Source organism: Nocardiopsis sp. M1B1 (assembly GCF_052466615.1).
Window position 1 is genome coordinate 4790314 of record NZ_CP196194.1, and the last position, 19045, is coordinate 4809358.

17 protein-coding genes and 1 tRNA gene are annotated in these 19045 nt (G+C 69.4%); 6 read left to right on the plus strand and 12 right to left on the minus strand.

Features of this window, described 5'->3' with window-relative positions:
- Positions 1-214 precede the first annotated feature (214 nt).
- The gene (locus ACSTA4_RS20780; protein WP_444960684.1) at positions 215-1258 is read left to right on the plus strand and encodes a C40 family peptidase; all 1044 of its coding nucleotides are present in this window, start codon (positions 215-217) and stop codon (positions 1256-1258) included.
- Between the two features lie 150 nt (positions 1259-1408).
- On the plus strand, positions 1409-2563 hold the full coding sequence (locus ACSTA4_RS20785) for a glycosyltransferase family 4 protein (RefSeq protein WP_444960685.1): 1155 nt from the start codon (positions 1409-1411) through the stop codon (positions 2561-2563).
- Here ACSTA4_RS20785 and ACSTA4_RS20790 read toward each other — a convergent pair.
- The 4 genes from ACSTA4_RS20790 to ctaC form a co-directional block, all read right to left on the minus strand.
- A complete protein-coding gene (locus ACSTA4_RS20790; protein WP_444960686.1) occupies positions 2560-3858 on the minus strand; it encodes an Ig-like domain-containing protein in 1299 nt (432 codons plus the stop codon). The two genes, ACSTA4_RS20785 and ACSTA4_RS20790, sit on opposite strands and share 4 nt — an antisense overlap.
- Before the next feature lie 286 nt (positions 3859-4144).
- Positions 4145-4570 (minus strand): cytochrome c oxidase subunit 4, encoded by a 426-nt coding sequence (locus tag ACSTA4_RS20795; protein ID WP_013154164.1) that lies wholly within the window; start codon positions 4568-4570, stop codon positions 4145-4147.
- 6 nt (positions 4571-4576) lie between these two features.
- Positions 4577-6250: an aa3-type cytochrome oxidase subunit I gene (gene ctaD, locus ACSTA4_RS20800; protein WP_444960687.1), complete on the minus strand. Its 1674-nt coding sequence runs from the start codon at positions 6248-6250 to the stop codon at positions 4577-4579.
- Positions 6247-7254: an aa3-type cytochrome oxidase subunit II gene (ctaC, locus tag ACSTA4_RS20805; RefSeq protein WP_444960688.1), complete on the minus strand. Its 1008-nt coding sequence runs from the start codon at positions 7252-7254 to the stop codon at positions 6247-6249. Before ctaC ends, ctaD begins: the two co-directional genes overlap by 4 nt.
- 572 nt (positions 7255-7826) lie before the next feature.
- On the opposite strand from ctaC, the gene ACSTA4_RS20810 reads away from it, so the two are divergent.
- Entirely contained in the window at positions 7827-8075 is a 249-nt protein-coding gene (locus tag ACSTA4_RS20810; RefSeq protein WP_212643501.1) for a sulfurtransferase TusA family protein, read from the plus strand.
- A 274-nt stretch (positions 8076-8349) separates the two neighbouring features.
- Here ACSTA4_RS20810 and rpsD read toward each other — a convergent pair whose 3' ends face one another.
- The 8 genes from rpsD to ACSTA4_RS20850 all read right to left on the minus strand — a co-directional run bounded on the left by rpsD (position 8350) and on the right by ACSTA4_RS20850 (position 16608).
- A complete protein-coding gene (gene rpsD / locus ACSTA4_RS20815; protein WP_013154168.1) occupies positions 8350-8961 on the minus strand; it encodes a 30S ribosomal protein S4 in 612 nt (203 codons plus the stop codon).
- Between the two features lie 333 nt (positions 8962-9294).
- A complete protein-coding gene (locus tag ACSTA4_RS20820) occupies positions 9295-10266 on the minus strand; it encodes a carbohydrate kinase family protein (RefSeq protein WP_212643500.1) in 972 nt (323 codons plus the stop codon).
- 349 nt (positions 10267-10615) lie between these two features.
- On the minus strand, positions 10616-10963 hold the full coding sequence (locus tag ACSTA4_RS20825; RefSeq protein ID WP_013154170.1) for a HesB/IscA family protein: 348 nt from the start codon (positions 10961-10963) through the stop codon (positions 10616-10618).
- 383 nt (positions 10964-11346) lie between these two features.
- The gene (locus tag ACSTA4_RS20830) at positions 11347-12213 is read right to left on the minus strand and encodes an ABC transporter ATP-binding protein (protein ID WP_444960689.1); all 867 of its coding nucleotides are present in this window, start codon (positions 12211-12213) and stop codon (positions 11347-11349) included.
- Complete coding sequence (locus ACSTA4_RS20835; RefSeq protein WP_444960690.1) at positions 12206-13093, minus strand: ABC transporter ATP-binding protein; 888 nt, start codon at positions 13091-13093, stop codon at positions 12206-12208. Before ACSTA4_RS20835 ends, ACSTA4_RS20830 begins: the two co-directional genes overlap by 8 nt.
- A complete protein-coding gene (locus tag ACSTA4_RS20840) occupies positions 13083-14072 on the minus strand; it encodes a branched-chain amino acid ABC transporter permease (RefSeq protein ID WP_444960691.1) in 990 nt (329 codons plus the stop codon). Before ACSTA4_RS20840 ends, ACSTA4_RS20835 begins: the two co-directional genes overlap by 11 nt.
- A gap of 11 nt (positions 14073-14083) precedes the next feature.
- Positions 14084-15640 (minus strand): ABC transporter permease subunit, encoded by a 1557-nt coding sequence (locus ACSTA4_RS20845; RefSeq protein ID WP_444960692.1) that lies wholly within the window; start codon positions 15638-15640, stop codon positions 14084-14086.
- Between the two features lie 401 nt (positions 15641-16041).
- Positions 16042-16608 (minus strand): ANTAR domain-containing response regulator, encoded by a 567-nt coding sequence (locus tag ACSTA4_RS20850; protein WP_019610955.1) that lies wholly within the window; start codon positions 16606-16608, stop codon positions 16042-16044.
- A gap of 162 nt (positions 16609-16770) precedes the next feature.
- Here ACSTA4_RS20850 and ACSTA4_RS20855 point away from each other — a divergent pair.
- From ACSTA4_RS20855 to ACSTA4_RS20865, 3 genes are all read left to right on the plus strand, one after another.
- Positions 16771-16844, plus strand: a tRNA-Leu gene (locus ACSTA4_RS20855).
- Positions 16845-16954: 110 nt separating this feature from the next.
- Positions 16955-17749, plus strand: a complete 795-nt coding sequence (locus tag ACSTA4_RS20860; RefSeq protein WP_061083023.1) for a hypothetical protein — start codon at positions 16955-16957, stop codon at positions 17747-17749.
- A 209-nt stretch (positions 17750-17958) separates the two neighbouring features.
- A complete protein-coding gene (locus ACSTA4_RS20865) occupies positions 17959-18939 on the plus strand; it encodes a DUF1266 domain-containing protein (protein ID WP_444960693.1) in 981 nt (326 codons plus the stop codon).
- Positions 18940-19045: the final 106 nt, after the last annotated feature.

The window sequence follows — 19045 nt, forward strand, 5'->3', positions numbered from 1 at the left end:
GACCCGGCGGATGCACTAGTGTTCATCGCCGAGCGCGGTTGCCACCTCATTCACCGCCCCCTGGCGGTGACGGCCGCGCCCCGGTCGGGCCGACCCCACCCCGCGGGTCACGGCCCCGCATCCTCCCGGCCCCGTCCGGAAGGCCCCAGCCCCCGCCCGGCGCATCCCTCGACCCTTCCCCACGGCGTGGGACAAGGGGAGAAAGGTCTACCACGTGTTGGCATCCCGTCGCGTCCGCAGGCGCCGCACCGCGGCCCTGTCCTCCCTGACCGCCGCCGCCCTCCTGCTGCCCACCGCGGTGGCCCACGCCGATCCGACGGCCGAGGAGGTCCGCGAGGAGATCGAGGCCCTCGAAGAGGAGTACATCGAGCTCAACGCGGCCTACAACGAGGCGAAGGAGACGCACGAGGCCGCCCAGGAGGAGCTGGAGGGCATCCTGGAGGAGATCGAGGCCGCCGAGGAGAAGGTCGCCGAACTCGGCCTGGGCGCCCGCCGGCTCGCCAGCTCCACCTACACCGGCGTCGACTTCACCTCCTTCCACCAGCTGCTCAGCTCCACCGGCCCCGAGGACGCCCTGACCCACCAGGCCGACCTGGACTACCTGTCGGCCCAGAACGACGGCAACCTCGCCCAGTACGTCACCGAGCTGGAGAACCTGGAGGTCCTGGAGGCCGAGGCCAGCGCGACCGAGGAGGAGGCCGCCGAGGCCCTCAAGGAGGCCGAGGAGGCCACCGAGGCCGCCGAGGAGGCCATCGAGGAGCAGGAGGGGCTTCTCTCGGAGCTGACCGCGGAGGAGCAGGCGGCAGCCACCCAGAACGTCGGCCAGACCGGCGGCGGGGGCAGCGGCGGAAGCAGCGGCGGCGGAGGCGGCAGCAGCTACACCGGCCCCGCCTCGGGCAACGCCAGGACCGCGCTGAACTTCGCCTACGAGCAGGTCGGCAAGCCCTACGTCTGGGGCGGCACCGGACCCGGCGGCTACGACTGCTCCGGCCTGACCCAGGCCGCCTGGGCCGCCGCCGGAGTCAGCCTGCCCCGCACCACCTACCAGCAGGTCAACGCGGGCCAGCGGGTCTCCTGGGAGAACAAGCAGCCCGGCGACCTGCTGTTCTTCTACCCCGGCGGCAGCGGCCCGGAGCACGTGGGCCTGTACGCGGGCGACAACGTCATGGTGCACGCCTCCACCTCGGCCCGCCCCATCGGCACGGTCACCCTGAACGACTACTACCGCGCCAACTTCGTCACCGCCGTCCGCCCCTGACCGGCGCCCGGCCCCCGGTGCCCCGCGACGCGCGCCGTCGCGGGGCACCGCCGTCTTCCGGACCCGCCCCGCGCCGCGACCCGCCCCGCGCCGCGACCCGGCCCGCGTGGAACGCCCCCCGCCGACCCCGCCGCGCCTAGACTCGCCCCTGTGCCGCGAACTCTGATCATCACCAACGACTTCCCGCCCAAGCCCGGCGGCATCGAGGCCTTCGTCCACGAGATGGCCCTGCGCCGCCCCCGCGGCTCGGTCGTGGTCTACTGCTCCTCCCCCGCCCGGGCCGACGCCGCCGCCGACCCGCACTTCGACCTGCGCCAGCCCTTCCCCGTCGTGCGCGACGCCGCCCGCGTCCTGCTGCCCACGCCGCGGGTGGCGCGGCGGGCACGCGCCATCGCCGACCTGGAGGGCTGCGACACGGTGCTCTACGGCGCCGCCGCCCCGCTGGGGCTGCTCGCCGCCGGACTGGGCGAGGGCACCCCCGTCAAACGCCAGGTGGCCATCAGCCACGGCCACGAGACCTGGTGGGCCACGATGCCCGGATCCCGCGAGGCGCTGCGCCGCATCGGCGACACCACCGACACCGTCACCTACCTGGGCGAGTACACCCGCCGCCACCTGGCCCGGGCCCTGTCCCCCGACGCGGCCGCCCGCATGCGCCGACTGACGCCCGGCGTGGACACCGAGGCCTTCCGGCCCGGCGTCGGCGGCGAGGAGGTCCGCGCCCGCCTGGGCCTGGGCGACCGCCCCGTGGTGCTGTGCGTGTCCCGGCTCGTGCCCCGCAAGGGCCAGGACACCCTGATCCGCGCCTGGCCCCGCGTCCTGGCCGAGGTGCCCGACGCGGTCCTGCTCGTCGTCGGCGACGGCCCCCACCGCCGGAGCCTGCTCTCGGCCGCGCGAGGAACGCCGTCAGTGGTCTTCACCGGCTCGGTCCCCCACCGCGACCTGCCGCCCTACTACGACGCCGCCGACGTGTTCGCCATGCCCTGCCGCAGCCGCAAGGGCGGCCTGGAGGCCGAGGGCCTGGGCATCGTCTACCTGGAGGCCTCGGCCTGCGGCCTGCCGGTGGTCGCGGGGAACTCCGGGGGCGCACCCGCCACGGTCCGGGACGGCGAGACCGGCCTGGTCGTGGACGGCTCCCTGCCCGGCCCCTCCGCGCGCGCCCTCATCGCCCTGCTGAAGGACCCCGGGCGCGCCGCCCAGATGGGCGCACGCGGCCGCGCGTGGGTGAGCCGCTCCTGGACCTGGGAGCACACCGCCAGGCGCCTTGACGCCCTCCTGGAGGGCTCCCCGGACCTACCCGCCTAGAGCCCCTCGCCGTGCACGGAGCCGGGGGTGCCCGAACCGTCGGTCACCTGCGGCTCACCGGTCGCGCTCTGGGCCAGCCACTCGTCCCAGGACATCTGCCAGAAGCCCCAGCCGTTGTCCCACTCCAGCTCCCGGTCGGTCCCGGTGGTCTCCAGGACGTCGCCCATCAGGGAGTTCTCGTAGAACCAGCGGGCGTCCTCCACCGACATGTTCGTGCAGCCGTTGGAGGTGTCGGCCGACCCGATCCGGTCGTTCCAGGGGGCGGCGTGGGCGAACTCGCCGCTGTTGGAGGTGCGCACCGCCCAGTCCACGTCGAGCTTGTAGTAGTCGGGCGAGTCCTCGGGGATGCCCAGGGTGGCCGCGTCCATGACCAGGGACTCGTACTTCTCCATGGTCAGGTGCGTCCCCGAGGTGGTGGTGTTGAAGCGCTTGGAGGCCTCGCCGTTGCTCACGGGGATGGTGCGCGCGGGCTCGCCGTCGATCTCCACCAGCATCTCGTGGTCGGGCACGTGCATGGTCGAGACCATCTCGCGGCCGACCTCGAACTCCAGGCGGTGGTTCTCGATCCCGTAGACGCCCTCGGAGGCCTCCACCCCCGACAGGCGCAGGTCCACGCTCACCTGCTGGTAGGGCTCCCAGTACTCGCGCGGGCGGAACACCGCGGTCTTGTCGCCGACCCAGTTCCAGGCGCCCTCCGCTCCCTGCTCGGAGGTCACCTCCATGGAGTTCTCCACCTGGGCCTTGTTGGTCACCGGCAGGTCGAAGTTGACGATGACCGGCATGCCCACGCCGACGGTGTCACCCGAGGTGGGGAAGTTGGAGGCCAGTTCCAGGCGCCGCCCGGGCACGGCCTCCTCGGTGGAGAACTCCACGACCGCCTCGGAGGTCTCCCCGGCGTCGTCCTCGGCGGTGGCGCGGACCGTGACCGCGGAGCCCGGGGTCAGGTTCCAGTCGCTCACCCACCGGGTGCCGTCCTCGCTCAGGGCGCCGGTGAACTCCCACTGCTCGGCGTCCCCGGCCGCCCCGGCGTCCTCGCCCTCCTCCACGGCGGGGGACTGCTCGACGCGGACGTCGGTGAGCGAGCCCTCCTCCACCGACACCCGCACCGGGGTGTTGGGGGCGACGGAGGATGCCCCCTCCTCGGGGGTGACGCTGATCCGCGGTCCGGTCTCGGCCTCCTCGCTGGGAGCCGCCGCGGGCTCCTGCTGGGCGGGGCCGGTGCAGGCCGTCGCGGCGAGCGCGACCGCGGCGGCGGCCGCCGCCAGAGCGCGGGGTGCGCGAACTCGTCCCTTCACGACAAGGACCTCCAGCGTCCGTTGCGACGGGACCTCGGCGCGCGGGGCGCACCCGTGTCCGCGGTGCCCTGTCAGGTCAAGTGCAGGAAAACCCTACCCCGGCGAAGGGTCACGACACCGGGCGCCCGGACGGGAGTGCGCGAGGTCATGGCACGAACACCCGGGGAGGTGCCGACGGCCACGTCACACGCGGTCCGGGCCGTGGCAAGAAAGACGGCCGGACGCGTCCCGGGGACGCGTCCGGCCGTCGGCGGGAGGCCGTCGCGCGGTGCGGCGGCCCGACCCCCTAGTGCTGGAACTCGTTGCGGTAGTACTCGAAGATCCAACCGATGGCGGTGAGGATGATGGCGAAGGCGCCGATGAACACCATCCACCAGCCGATCGCCACGCCCACCGCGGTGAACGCCACGGCCAGCGCCACCCACAGCGGCCAGGCGCTGTGCGGGCTGAAGAAGCCGTACTCGCCGGAGTTCTCGGAGATCTCCCCGTCCAGCCGCTCCTCCGCGGGGAGCCCGTGGAAGTGCTCGCTGCGGCGGGCCGCCTGCCAGAGCCAGAAGCCGATCATCCAACCGAAGCCGATGGAGACCACCAGGGCGGTGGTGCCCGTCCACTCGATCGTGCCGGTGTCCTGCCAGGACCAGTACACGTACAGGGCGGCGGCCAGACCGAAGAAGGTCGAGACGCCCATGAACAGATAGGCCTGCGTCTTCATTGCGCCCTACTCCTTCGTGGCGCCCACCGGGACGGCGCCCGGGGCCGCGGCGTGCGGGTGATTCAGGTCGAACGCGGGACGCTCGGAGCGGATCCGCGGCAGCGACGTGAAGTTGTGCCGCGGCGGCGGGCAGGACGTGGCCCACTCCAGCGAGCAGCCGTAGCCCCACGGGTCGTCCACGGTGACCAGCGGCGCCTTCTTCGAGGTGATGTACATGTTCCAGAAGAAGATCAGCGTCGAGGCCGCCAGTACGAACGAGGACACCGAGGAGATCTGGTTCAGCTCGGTGAAGCCGTCACTGGGCAGGTAGTCGGCGTAGCGGCGCGGGAAGCCGGCGGCGCCCAGCCAGTGCTGCACCAGGAACGTGCCGTGGAAGCCCAGGAACAGCAGCCAGAAGTGGAACTTGCCCAGCTTCTCGTTGAGCATCTTGCCGGTGAACTTGGGCCACCAGAAGTAGAAGCCCGCGAACATCGCGAACACCACGGTGCCGAAGACCACGTAGTGGAAGTGGGCCACCACGAAGTAGGAGTCGGTGACGTGGAAGTCGATCGGCGGGGAGGCCAGCAGCACGCCGGTCAGACCGCCGAACAGGAAGGTCACCAGGAAGCCGATGACGAAGAGCATCGGCGTCTCGAAGGTGATCTGGCCCCGCCACATCGTGCCGATCCAGTTGAAGAACTTCACGCCGGTCGGGACCGCGATGAGGAAGCTCATGAACGAGAAGAACGGCAGCAGCACCGCGCCGGTCGGGAACATGTGGTGCGCCCACACGGTGACCGACAGGCCGGTGATGGCGATGGTCGCCGCGACCAGGCTCTTGTAGCCGAAGATCGGCTTGCGGCTGAACACCGGGATGATCTCGGTCACGATGCCGAAGAACGGCAGCGCGATGATGTACACCTCGGGGTGGCCGAAGAACCAGAACAGGTGCTGCCACAGGATGGCCCCGCCGTGCTCGGCGTTGAACACCTGGGTGCCGACCATGCGGTCCGCGCCCAGCGCGATCAGGGCGGCGGTCAGGACCGGGAACGCGATGAGCACCAGCACGCTGGTGAGCAGGGTGTTCCAGGTGAAGATCGGCATGCGGAACATCGTCATACCGGGCGCGCGCATGCACAGGCCGGTGGTGATGAAGTTGACCGCGCCCAGGATGGTGCCCAGACCCGAGACCACCAGGCCCAGGATCCACAGGTCACCGCCCAGACCTGGCGAGCGCACCGCGTCCGACAGCGGCGTGTAGGCGAACCAGCCGAAGCTGGCCGCGCCGCCCGGGGTCAGGAACCCGCTGATGGCGATGAGGCTGCCGAACAGGAACAGGTAGTAGCTGAACAGGTTCATCCTCGGGAACGCCACGTCGGGCGAACCGATCTGCAACGGCATGATCACGTTCGAGAACCCGACGAACAGCGGCGTCGCGAACATCAGCAGCATGATCGTGCCGTGCATGGTGAACAGCTGGTTGAACTGCTCGTTGGACATGGCCTGCATGCCCGGGAAGAACAGCTCGACGCGCATGAGCACCGCGAGCAGACCACCGAAGAGGAAGAACACGAAGGAGGTGATCAGGTACATGTACCCGATGACCTTGTGGTCGGTGGACGTCATCCATTTGACGATCATCGACCCCTTGCGCGACGGTGCCTGACCGCCCGCGGGAACGGGGTTTGGTGTGGTGCTCATGACTGCTCATTCTCCTCGGCGTCGGACGCGCCGGAACCGGTGTCCTGCTCGTCGGCCTCGGAGCCGCCGCTGCCGGTGCCCTCCTCGTCGGTGCCGGCGCCCTCGGCGCCCGCGCCCTCGGCACCGGAGCCCTCACCGGAGGCCGGCTGGTCGCCGGTGTCGGCGGCCTCGAGCTCGGCCTCCTCGGCGGCCTGCTGCTGCTCGGCCGCCCAGGCGTCGTACTCGTCCTGGGGCAGGACCTGGACGTTGAAGAGCATGCGGGCGTGGTCCACACCGCACAGCTCGGCGCAGCGGCCCACGTACTCGCCCGCGGTGCCCTCGTTGATGTCGGCCTGGAAGGCGTTGTCCCGACCGGGGATGACGTCCATCTTGAAACCGAACTCGGGGATCCAGAACGAGTGGATGACGTCCGGCGAGTGCAGGTCGAAGTGGACGGTCGCGCCCTCGGGCAGCACCAGGGTCGTCTGGGTGGAGGGGTCGGCGGTGCCGTCCGGGTTGGGGATACCCGTCTCGGCGAAGAGCACCTCCCCGCCGTTCTCCTTCTTGTCGTCGAGGTAGTTGAACTGCCAGGCCCATTGGAAGGCCACGACCTCGATGTTGACGTCCGCCGGCTCGTCGGTGTCGAGCAGGATCGCCTGGTCCCGGGCGGTGAAGAAGAACAGCACCGAGATGATGACGATCGGCAGCACGGTGTAGAGCGCTTCGATGGGCATGTTGTACCGCACCTGCGGCGGCAACTGCTCAGAGCGCTTGCGGTGGAAGATGACCGACCAGACGATCAGCCCCCACACGAGAATGCCGACCGCGAAAGCCGCCACCCAGGAGCCCTGCCAGAGCGAGAGAACACGCTCGGCCTGGTTGGTGATCGGCTCCGGCATGCCCAAACGAGTGAGATCGTTCGACGCGCAGCCGGTCGCGGCCAGCCCCAGCACGGCGAGCGCGGCGCCGCGTGGTGCCCATCGGCGCAGGTTGCGGCGCCGATTCTCTTGGCGGGTCGGACTCACGGATTGCCTTCCCAGCGGTGTAGCCCGTGGAACCTCCACGGGCGGCCTAAGTATCCAAAGCTTTTCAGGGGGAAACATTATCGCGAACCGCCCAGCGGCCAGTTCAGGGGCTTACCTGGTCAGCGTGTTGCCGACCCCCCTGGGCGGAGCTGGCGGCGGTACGTGGAGCCGGGCCCGTTCGCCCGCGGAGGGTACCCTCCCGGCTGGCTACGGAGCGCGGCCCGGCGTTCCCCCGGGCCCTCTTCCCGATCGCGCCCCTTCCGCCTCTCGGGGGCGGCGTGGACGTTTCACGAGGAGAGAACAAGGTGAGCGTATCGCTGGATTTACGACGCCCTTAACCGGGTTCGCCTTAGGGCATGCTCGGCGGACACATACCCTGCTACGCGACGCCCCAGCACAACTCTCGCGGCGTTCTCATCAGTCGACAGGACCCCACCCTGACTCCCTCTTCGGCCTTGCGACAGCCGCACTGGATGCGCCGCTCGCGACGGGCAGCATCCACCGAACACGCCCTTGGGACGGGACCAGGTCAGGATGGTCATCACCAGACGACGACACACGGGGGGTTTTCCGTGCCCGAGTACCCGCCCCGGCCTCCCCTGGTCACCGTGGAGGCGGTGGGCCGCAAGTGCCCGATCCCGATCATCATGCTCGCCGCCAGGCTGCACGAGGTGCCCATAGGCGCGGTCATCGCGGTCACCGCGGACGACCCCGCCGCCAGCGCGGACATCCCCGCCTGGTGCCGGATGAAGATGCACGAGTTCGTCGCGGAGCGGCCCCTGGCGCGGGGCAGCGCCTTCCACATCCGGCGCATGTACTGACCCGGCCCCGGCGGCCGTCCTCCGCCCGGGGGTGGGGGCGGGAGCGGCAGCGGGCGGGCGGTTAAGACGGGGACCGAAACCCCGCACCACGCGGCTCGGGGGCTTCCGGTTCCGGTGCGATAACGATTCGCGCCCCACCGAATCCTGGGCGTGGCGCGTTCCACACCACCCCGGACACAGCGAGGCCGCGCGGACCGGGTCCGCGCGGCCTGACCTGCTCCGCATCGGCCGCCCCCGAGGGAGGAGGCGGCCGAGCACACGCCGAGGCGGGTGACTAGCGGGCGTAGAACTCCACGACCAGCTGCTCGTCGAAGGGCACCGGGATCTGCTCGCGCTTGGGGCGGTCGACGACCGCGACGCGCAGGTCCTTGTGGCTCACGGCGAGGAATCCGGCGATCTTGTCGTCGGCGTGGACGCCCTCGGCGGCCTCGACGAACGGCACCATGTTGCGGGACTTCTCCCGAACACTGATGATCTGACCGGGCTTGACCTGGTACGACGGGATGTCGACCTTCTTGCCGTCCACGGTGATGTGACCGTGGTTGACGAACTGACGCGCGGCGTAGATCGAGGCGGCCAGACCGGCGCGCAGCACGACCGTGGCCAGACGCAGCTCCAGCTCGGCGAGCATCTCCTCACCGGTGCGCCCCGTGCGCTTCTTCGCGCTCTCGTAGACGCGCAGCATCTGCTTCTCGGTCAGGTCGTAGTACCAGCGCACCTTCTGCTTCTCCGCCTGGCGGACCGCGTAGTCGCTGCTGTTGCGGCGGACGCGGCGGCCGTGCTCACCGGGCGGGTAGGGACGCTTCTCGAAGTAGCTGACCGCCTTACGGGTCAGCGGGGTGCCGGCGCGCCGGGACAACCGCACCTTCGGTCCGGTGTAGCGCATGCAATGTCCTTTCCGGATGAATCCGGGGAATCCCAGGTAAGGCTGGCCTAGATCTGGGAGGCGCTCAACGCGCCCGAGCCCGCGCGGGCGCGCCGGAGCACGCACAGCGGGACAGGTTCCCCAACCGTCGCGGCGACCCGGCGCGGACGGCTTGGGCTGGGTAACCGGCACGCGTTTCAGCGCACCGGCGGGCACGGGGCTCCCCGTGCGGGACACCGGCTCCCAGGGAGCGGCGGCCGTGCGGGGCGCGGCCCGGTCCGGCAGGCGGACACGGGTCGTGCGGGTCGCGACTACCCACTCTACGGGCTCGCGGACACCACCCCGACCCGTCGACTACACGAAGGGCGCGACCTCGGCCGAGGCCTCGGCGCCGTAGGACTCCTCCAGACGCGCCAGGAGCGAGGCCCCCGTCAGGGTGTACTCCTGCGGCCCGTCGGCCTCCAGGCAGTGCACCGCGGTCGCGTTGCCCACCTGAGCGGCCCGCTCCAGCGACAGCCCCCACGAGTGCGCGGCCAGGAAACCCGCGCGGAACGCGTCCCCCATACCCGTGGGGTCGACCAGCTCCCCCACCGCCGCGGCCGGCACGTGCACGCTCGGCTCCCCCACACGGTCGATACGCGCACCCTTGGCGCCCAGCGTGGTGATCCGGGTGCCCACCCGCTCCAGGACGTCGGCGTCGGACCAGCCCGTCTTCTGCTCGGCCAGCGCCTTCTCGTACTCGTTCGTGAACAGGAAGGCCGCACCCTCGATCAGACCCCGCACCTCGGGCCCCTCCATCCGCGCCAGCTGCTGGGAGGGGTCGGCGGCGAAGGCGATGCCGCGGGTACGGCACTCCTCGCTGTGACGCACCATCGCGGCCGGGTCGTCCGCCCCGATCAGCACCAGGTCCAGCCCGCCCAGGCGGTCCGCGATCGGCTGGAGCTCGATGTTGCGCGCCTCGGCCATGGCCCCGGCGTAGAAGGACGCGATCTGGTTCTGGTCCCGGTCCGTGGTGCAGATGAACCGGGCGGTGTGGCGCAGCTCGGAGATGTAGACCGCGGAGGTGTCCACACCGTGGCGGTCCAGCCAGGCGCGGTAGTCCTCGAAGTCGGCCCCGGCCGCACCCACCAGCACCGGGTTGAGGCCGAACCCGCCCATCCCGAAGCAGATGTTGGCCGCGACACCGCCGCGCCGCACGTCCAGCTCGTCGATCAGGAAGGACAGCGACAACTGCTGGATCTGGTCGGGGATGATCTGTTCCGCGAAGCGACCCTCGAAGGACATCAGATGGTCGGTGGCGATGGATCCGGCAACCGCGATACGCACGGGACGAAGGCTCCTTGGTCGGGAGGTGTCGGTCTGCTGACCGGACGGGGCTGCGGGCATGGCAGAGGACGTGCCCGGTTCGGACTGCCCCAGGTTAGTGCAGCGCGCCCGCGGCCCAACTGACAACCGCCCCCAACCGCCCCACCCCGCACACCGAAAACCCCGCACACGACGAAGGGGGAGGGCGGCACAAGCCGCCCTCCCCCCGAAGAACCGCGTCCCCGGCCGACCCGGACCCCGGGATCCGGCCCGCCCGACGACCGCACCCGGGACGCCTCACGCCCCGGGACGCGTCCACCGCAGCACCCCGGACCCACCGGCCCGAAAGCCCCCGGCGGGACGGCACTCCCTAGTTGAAGGAGTCACCGCAGGCGCAGGAACCGGTGGCGTTGGGGTTGTCGATGGTGAAACCCTGCTTCTCGATGGTGTCGACGAAGTCGATCGTGGCACCGATCAGGTAGGGGGAGCTCATCCGGTCGGTGACCACCTCCACACCGCCGAAGTCGCTGACCACGTCGCCGTCGAGCTCGCGCTCGTCGAAGTAGAGCTGGTAACGCAGCCCCGAGCAACCACCGGGCTGAACGGCCACGCGAAGACGCAGGTCGTCCCGCCCCTCCTGCTCAAGGAGCGCCCTGACCTTGCTGGACGCCTCGTCGGTGAGGATGATGCCCTCGGTGGTCTCGCTCTGAACCGTCATGCTGGAAAGCTCCTCTGGAAAGGGGTAGCGGCTGGCCGGCGACCCCCTTGGTCGCGTCTGGACCGGCCCGCCGCGGCGGGTCCCGTCCTCTTCAACGGTTCTCAACGCCCGACACCGGTACCGCATTCCTCGCGCACCGGCGGACACGGGCGTCACAGCGCCGCTGTGTTCTCCCCGCCCCCGACCCGCACAGCGGACGGGGCCGCGGACGGGCACGGACGTGCCCGTCCTCCCAGGGTAATTTGTCCCGACCCGGGACGCCATCTCCCGCCCGGACCTGTGCACGAAGCCACCCGGCGCCCCGCCGCACCCGCCCGCCGCACCCCGCGCAGCGCAAAAGGGGCGGAGCCCGCCAGCAGGCCCCGCCCCTCCCCCGCGGCGACTCAGCCCTTGGCCAGCGTCCCCAGGTACAGCTCGATCACGTTCGGATCGTTCAACAGGTCCGCACCCGTACCGGTGTAGGCGTTGCGCCCCTGGTCCAACACGTAACCGCGGTCACAGATCTGCAGGCAGCGGCGCGCGTTCTGCTCCACCATGATCACCGACACACCAGTCCGGTTGACCTCCTTGACCCGCTGGAAGACCTCCTCCTGGTAGATCGGCGACAGACCCGCGGTCGGCTCGTCCAACAACAGCACCGACGGCTCCATCATCAGCGCACGCCCCATGGCCACCATCTGGCGCTCACCGCCCGACAACGACCCCGCCTTGGCCTTGCGCCGGTCCCCCAGCAGCGGGAACAGCTCCGCCACCGCCGCGAACCGCTTCGTGAACGACCGCGGCCGCAGGAACGCCCCCATCTGGAGGTTCTCCTCGATGGTCAGCGACGGGAACACGTTCTGCGTCTGCGGAACGTAACCCACCCCCCGCTCCACCAGACCGTGCGCCGGCAGACCGGCGATGTCGGCCCCCCGCAGCGTCAGAGCGCCCTCACGCACCGGGATCAACCCGAACACCGTCTTGATCAGCGTGGACTTACCCGCCCCGTTCGGGCCGATGATCGCCACGACCTCGCCCTCGGACAGCGTCAGGGTGCACCCGTTGAGGATGTTCACCCCCGGCACGTACCCCGCCACCAGCTCACTGGCCAACAGCAGGTAGTCCTCCGGACCACCCACCGGCGCCGCCTCACCGGCCTGCTCCAGCACCTCCTCACGGTGCTCCTGCACCGCGGCGGCCTCCTCGGCCTCCACCGGAACCCCGTCCGAGGCCTTCACCTTCTCCGGACTCGGCTTCGCGCTCTCAGTCATCACCACTCCCCGGGGCCTCGGCCGTCTCCTCCTGGGCACCCAGGTAGGCGTCGATCACCTGCTGGTTGGACCGGATGTCCGAAGGACGGCCCTCCGCGATCACCTGCCCCTGGGCGAGCACCACGATCCAGTCGCTGATCCCCATGATCACGTCCATGTCGTGCTCCACGAAGAGCACCGTCTTGCCCTCGTCGCGCAACGACGTGATGTGCCCCAGCAACGACTGCACCAGCGCCGGGTTCACCCCCGCCATCGGCTCGTCCAGCATGATCATGGCCGGATCGGTCATCAGCGAACGCGCCATCTCCAACAGCTTGCGCTGACCGCCCGAGAGCGAACCCGCCATGTCCTCGCGCTTGTCGATGAGCTTGAAGCGCTCCAACAGATCCAGCGCGCGACGCGTGTTCTCCTTCTCCTGCCCCTGCCACACCGGACGCAGGAACGCACCCGCCATCCGCTCACCGAACTGACCCGGCGCACCCAGCAGCATGTTGTCCAACACCGTCATCCGGGTCAGCGCCTTGGTCAACTGGAAGGTCCGCACCATCCCCGCACGCGCCACCTGGTGGCCGCGCCTGCCGTTGATCGGCCTGCCCTGGAAGGTCCAACGCCCCCCGTCCACCCGGTCGAAACCGGTCAACAGGTTGAACAGCGTCGACTTACCCGCACCGTTCGGACCGATCAACGCCGTGATCGTCCCCCGCTGCACCTCCAGATGACCCACGTCCACCGCGGTCAGACCGCCGAAGGAACGGCGCACACCATCCGCCACCAGGATCGGGTCCGACTTCGCCGAACCCGGCACCGGCTCCGCACCGGCCACGCGGTCGACCCCGACCCCGGACCCGACGCCGCCGCCGCCCACCTTGTCACTTGACATTGATCAGCATCTCCTTGCGGTCGCCGATGAGACCCTGCGGCCGGAAGACGATCAGCAACACCAGCAGCAGACCCACGAAGGCCAACTGGATCGCACCGTAGTCCGGACCGTCCAGGAACGGCAGCCACCCCATCGAGCCGAAACCCTGGAGCACACCGTCGGTGAAGTTCATCAGGAACCAGAACGCCATCGCGCCCAGCACCGGACCGAACACCCGACCGGCACCGCCCAACAGCAGGATCACCCACAGGAAGAACGTCACCTGCGGCTTGAACTGGTCCGGCTGGATCGACGCCTGGTACACGGCCAGCATGCATCCCGCCAGGGCACCCACCAGACCACCCAGCACCAGCGCCTGCATCTTGTACGCGAACACGTTCTTGCCCAGGCTGCGGACCGCGTCCTCGTCCTCCCGGATGCCCTTGATGACACGGCCCCACGGACTGTGCATCAGCATCCACGTCAACCCGGCCGTCAACAGCACCAGGCCCCACGTCACCACCAGAACCCACAGGTGGTTGCCGTTGTAGGACAACGCCCCGAAACCGTAGCGCTCACCCCCGTCGAACGGGTTGATCGCGCGGAAGTCCGACGCCAGGTTCTGCAACCCGTACACACCACCGGTCAACGGCTCGGCGAAACCCGCCCGGTACACCAGACGGATCACCTCCGCCGCCGCGATCGTGGTGATCGACAGGTAGTCCGCCCGCAACCGCAGCGTCGGAATGCCCAGCAACAGGGCCATCACGAACGCGCACAGCAGACCGACACCGAAACCCACCACCAACGGCAGGTCGAACACCGCCACACTGATGCCCACGCCGTAGGCGCCCACCAGCATGAAACCCACCTGACCGAAGTTCAACAGCCCGGTGTAACCGAAGTGGAAGTTGAGGCCGACCGCCGCGAGCGCGTAGATCGCCGCGATCGGGCCGAGCGCCGACCGGGTGGACTCAGCGAGGATCGAAAGGATATCCATCGTCTTCTCTCCTAGCCGACCCGCTCACGCCGACCGAGCAGACCCTGGGGCCTGACCAGCAGCATGAGGATCATCAGCGCCAGAGCCCATGCCTGCATGAGCTGGGACGGGAACCACAGGGTGGACAACATCGCCACCAGGCCGACCGCCAGGCCGCCGACCATCGCACCGTAAGCCGTGCCGAGACCGCCCAGGATCACCGCGGCGAACATCATCAGCAGCAGACGGAAGCCCATCTCGTACTCGACCACCTGGTTGAGCCCGTAGAGCACACCGCCCAGAGCGGCCAGACCGCCACCGAGCCCCCACACGTACAGCGTGACCCGGTCCACGTCGATACCCGACGACTCCGCCAGGTCCCGGTTGTCCGACACCGCGCGCATCGCCTTGCCGATCCGGGTGAACTGCAACAGACAGGCCACCCCCACCAGCACCACGATCGCCACCGCCATGACCACCAGGTCGCGCGGCGGCATCGACACCGGCCCCAGACGCACCATCTCCTGGAGCTGGAAACCCGCGTAACGCTCCCGGCCCGCCCCGAAGAGCACCAGGATCACGTGCCGCACCACCAGCGCCAGACCGATCGAGACGATGAACATCTGGATCATCGCCACGTTGCGGTGCCGCAGCGGACGCCAGATGTAGCGCTCCATCGACCCGCCCAGCACCGCGCCCATCAGGACCGCGACCACCGCCGCCAACCACAGCGGCACACTCCAACCGACCGCGTCCCCCATCACACCGAGAACCGTCGCCAACGCGATACCCGCGAAGATCGACAGCCACTGCGCGACGACCAGCGCCGTCCGCGACAGCCTGGTCTCCAGGAAGGCGCCGATCAGCACCGCCCCGCCCAGACCCAGGAAGAGCGCCAACAGCGCGTTGCCCATACCCGCGGCACCCGTGCTGAAGAGCAGCGCGATCATCGCACCGAAGGTCACCAGGTCACCGTGGGCGAAGTTGATCAGCTTCGTCGTGCCGAAGATCAACGAGAGCCCGATCGCGGACACCGCGATCACCAGGCCGAACAGCAGACCCGCCGCGGTGAGCTGGAGCACCCGGTCCCCGAAGGAGCCGCCGGCGTCGGTGTTGGGCGCCAACGACTCCTCGTCGGCCGCCTCCCCGCCGGAGGAGTCCTCCGTCTCCTCCTGCGAGGGCGAGGCCGACTCCTCCTCGGCCGCGCCCGCCGCCTCCAGGGCGACGATCAGCGGCCGCCGGTCGTCCGCCTCGACCTCCACCTCGGTCTCGCCGTCGACGAAGAGGGCCTCGATCACCGCGAACTCCCCGGGGACGGACTCCTGGTCCACCACCACGCGGTAGGTGCCCGGTTCGGGCAGGCCCACTTCCCACATTCCTTCAGAGTCGGTCTCCGCCGCCCCGACCTCGTCCTCGCCGTCGTAGACCGTGATCACGATGCCTTCGACACCCTGATCCCGGTTCTCCGGATGGAGGATCTGACCGTGCAGCGCTTCACCGCCCTGTTCGTCTGCCGTCGCCGCTGGCCCCGGGATCACCAGGATGGCGGTGATCAGGGCGAGCAACACGGTCACAAGACGTGTGCGCACGCGCGCTCCTTGCGCATCTGAGGGTGGCGGTGGCGAATGCGCGCACGCGCCACCGCTGTCCTTTGCTGTTCGGTGCGGTGAGTTTAGCCCGATTTAGGCAAGTTGTTCAGATGCGCTAATGCCACGTGACCCAACCGTCATCCCATCGTGTGCAAACGAGACCAAACCGGTACACCTGGCGCATTGACCCTGAACATCTGTCTCGTTTCCGCCGTGTTAAGCGCCTGAACTGCATAGTTTTTCCACACCCGGCGTACCGGAGTGATCACGAGGAGCCGGGAGGAGAAGGCGCGGGCGGAGACGACGAAGGGGGCCGCACCCGGTTCGGGTGCGGCCCCCTTCGTTCAGACCAGTTCAGTCCGGCTGGCGCGGACGCGTAAGCGCCGCTTACCGGCGGCGGCTCACTGCTTGCCGCCGAGGGTCTCCACGACCGTCTCGGCGACCCTGCGCATGGTGAGCCGCCGGTCCATGGAGTTCTTCTGGATCCAGCGGAACGCCTCGGGCTCGCTCATCCCGTGGCGGCTCTGGAGCAGACCCTTGGCCTGTTCGACCAGCTTGCGGGTCTCCAGCCGCTCCTGGAGGCTGGAGACCTCCGACTCCAGCGCGGACAGCTCCGCGTAGCGCGAGGTGGCCATCTCGATGGCGGGCACGAGGTCGGCCTTGTTGAACGGCTTGACCAGGTAGGCCATGGCCCCGGCCTCGCGCGCCCGCTCGACCAGCTCCCGCTGGGAGAAGGCGGTCAGGATCACCACCGGGGCGATGCGCTCGGCGGCGATGCGCTCGGCGGCCGAGAGGCCGTCGAGCACGGGCATCTTGATGTCGGTGATCACCAGGTCGGGCTTGAGCTCCTGGGCAAGGCGGATCACGGTCTCACCGTCACCGGCCTCGCCCACGACGGCGTAGCCGTCCTCCTCAAGCATCTCCTTGAGGTCCAGGCGGATCAGGGCCTCGTCTTCCGCGATCACCACACGGCTCTGCGTCCTCGTCACGTACACGAGGTTACCGAGATCAGCTAGGATGCTGGACGTCGGGACGGGCATGCGCGTCAATCGTGATACCACTGTTGACGGAGCAACCCCGACCGAACAGGTAGACGAACACCAGCCAGGATGTCCGTTTCACCCAAAAAAGCCCTGATACCCCAATCGGCAGAGGGAAATAGCTCAAACCTATTACAGTGTGGGTTCGAGTCCCACTCAGGGCACAACACCCCAGAGCCGCCCCATTCGGGCGGCTCTCTTCATTTAGGGCATATCAACCCACGGTAGTCACACCATCGACGGAATGTCACAGGCGTGAGCAACTATTCCTGTCATGTACTCACGTGACGTAGTAGACGAAACCTTCCGCCTCAAAGCCCTGGGCCTGACCGACAAAGCCATCGCGGCACAGTGCGGCGTCTCCGTGCAGGCGATCAGGCACTGGCGCTACGGCAACAGGCGTGCGCCCGCGACAGAGGGAAGGCGCCGAGACCGGACGACCTACTGCCCCAAGTGCCACAACGCGCGTCTTGATGACAACGCCTACGCCTACCTACTGGGGCTCTACCTCGGAGACGGTCACATCACCGCCTCAAGGCACGGGGTGTACGTTCTCTGGATCTTTTGCGACAACAAGTACCCGGGACTGATGGACCTCTGCGGCGATGCTATGCAGAAGGTGTTCCCGATCACCTCTTTCCGTGCCAGCCGCGGCGAGGGGTGCACGGCTGTCAAAGCCGCCTCCAAACACTGGCTCTGCCTGTTCCCCCAGCACGGACCGGGCCACAAGCACTCCAGGAGGATCGCCCTGGAAACCTGGCAGCAGGAAGTCGTCGACCACCACCCTGAGCTGTTCGTCCGGGGCCTGGTTCACTCCGACGGATGCCGTGCCCTCAACCGGATACGCAAGAGGGGCAGGAGGGACGAGTACTACGAGTACCCGCGCTACCACTTCTCCAACACGTCGCAGGACATCGTGGACCTCTTCACGTCGTCCCTGGAGCGGCTCGGCATTCCCTGGACGAGCCACATCCAGCGCCAGCCCCCGTTCAAGGACAAGACCGCCATCTCGGTGTCGCGGAAGGAGGCCGTGGCGCGTATGGACGCCTTCATCGGGCCGAAGTACTGAGGGACCGGACAGACGGGCCAGAACCTGCGTAACTACCCAGCCGGTACCGCCCCAAATAGGCCCTTTGTCACTTTATGCCGGGGCAACCCGGCGGAACCGGTCACATCACGGCCACAACCTGAGTACAACCCGTGAGTTCGGTCGCCTAGGCGGGCGCGCGTCCTTGATCCTGGAGTTCCAGAAGCGATTTCTCAGGAGAGGAGCAGCGGGTGCTGACCGCGGTGGCCGGGATCGTCGGCGCACTGGTTATCGGCGCCTGGGTGGTGGTGGCGTGGGGTTCCCAGCGCCGCCAGCCGTGGCTGCTGACCCCCGTCGCGCTGCTCATCGTCCTTCTCGTGGCCGTCGGCCAGCCGGGCTGGGCGTTCGTGCCCGTCGTGGCGCTGGTCGCCGGTTCCTTCGCGGAGCTGGTGGTGGGCTCGCGCGAGTCCCCCACCCTGCGCACCAAGGACCCCGACGCGCCGTTGAGCACCGAGCGCTGGGCGGCGGCCGTGGCCGCGCCGTTCCGGGTGGCGTTGGCCGAACCCTGGGACGTGGTGGCCCGGCCGTCGCTGCGCCGTCCCTACCAGCGGATGCTGGAGCGCCAGTGGGGGGTGACCGACCGGGAGTCGCTGCTGGAGGCGGTGGACGCCCTGTTGGAGGAGCTGCGCACGGGTCCGAAGCTGGATCTGGTGGTGGATCTGAGCGCAGGGGTGGCCAGGTCGCGTCTGCCGCGTGAGCGGGGCGGGCAGGTGACGGGCGCGCACGTGCGGCTGAGTGAGGAGCAGGTGGCGCGGTTGCGCGCGGTCACGGGGGTGGCCGAGGCGGACGAGACGGTGCTCATCGGCGCCTACCAGTGGTGGAAGTCGGTGCACGTGATCCGGTTGGTGTGCGGGGGCGCGTCGTTGGACTGGTTGAGTCCGGTGGAGACGCAGACGCTGTTGCGGCGGGTGGCCTCGGATCTTCAGCGGCGGTACGCGTCGTGGCAGCAGTTGTCGATGGCCTTCCACGCGGGTTACCTGTTGTGGCCGGAGAAGGGTGTGGAGGGCGACCACGGCGGTACGGACCGGGTGTGGGCGGCGTTGGGTCTGCTGACGGAGGACGAGCGCAGTCCGTGGAACCTGTTGCCGTGGGACATGCCGTTGGAGCGTGTGCTGCCGGAGGGGGGCGCGGCGGCGACCGGGCCGGAGCCGCGCGGGGAGTCGGCGGCCTGAGGTGGTGCGGCGGGGCCGCACCTGGTCCTGACCCGGTGGGCGGCGCGGCTCATACGCCGTGTCCTCCGGGCCGGACCTGATGCGGCACGTCGGGGGCGCCCGGTGT

Coding starts and splice junctions, on each gene's coding strand:
- ACSTA4_RS20860 (WP_061083023.1), top strand. CDS start 16,955: ATGTACTCACGTGACGTAGTAGACGAAACCTTCCGCCTCAAAGCCCTG.
- ACSTA4_RS20795 (WP_013154164.1), bottom strand. CDS start 4,570: ATGAAGACGCAGGCCTATCTGTTCATGGGCGTCTCGACCTTCTTCGGT.
- ctaD (WP_444960687.1), bottom strand. CDS start 6,250: ATGAGCACCACACCAAACCCCGTTCCCGCGGGCGGTCAGGCACCGTCG.
- ACSTA4_RS20835 (WP_444960690.1), bottom strand. CDS start 13,093: ATGTCAAGTGACAAGGTGGGCGGCGGCGGCGTCGGGTCCGGGGTCGGG.
- ACSTA4_RS20830 (WP_444960689.1), bottom strand. CDS start 12,213: ATGACTGAGAGCGCGAAGCCGAGTCCGGAGAAGGTGAAGGCCTCGGAC.
- rpsD (WP_013154168.1), bottom strand. CDS start 8,961: ATGCGCTACACCGGACCGAAGGTGCGGTTGTCCCGGCGCGCCGGCACC.
- ACSTA4_RS20825 (WP_013154170.1), bottom strand. CDS start 10,963: ATGACGGTTCAGAGCGAGACCACCGAGGGCATCATCCTCACCGACGAG.
- ACSTA4_RS20840 (WP_444960691.1), bottom strand. CDS start 14,072: ATGGATATCCTTTCGATCCTCGCTGAGTCCACCCGGTCGGCGCTCGGC.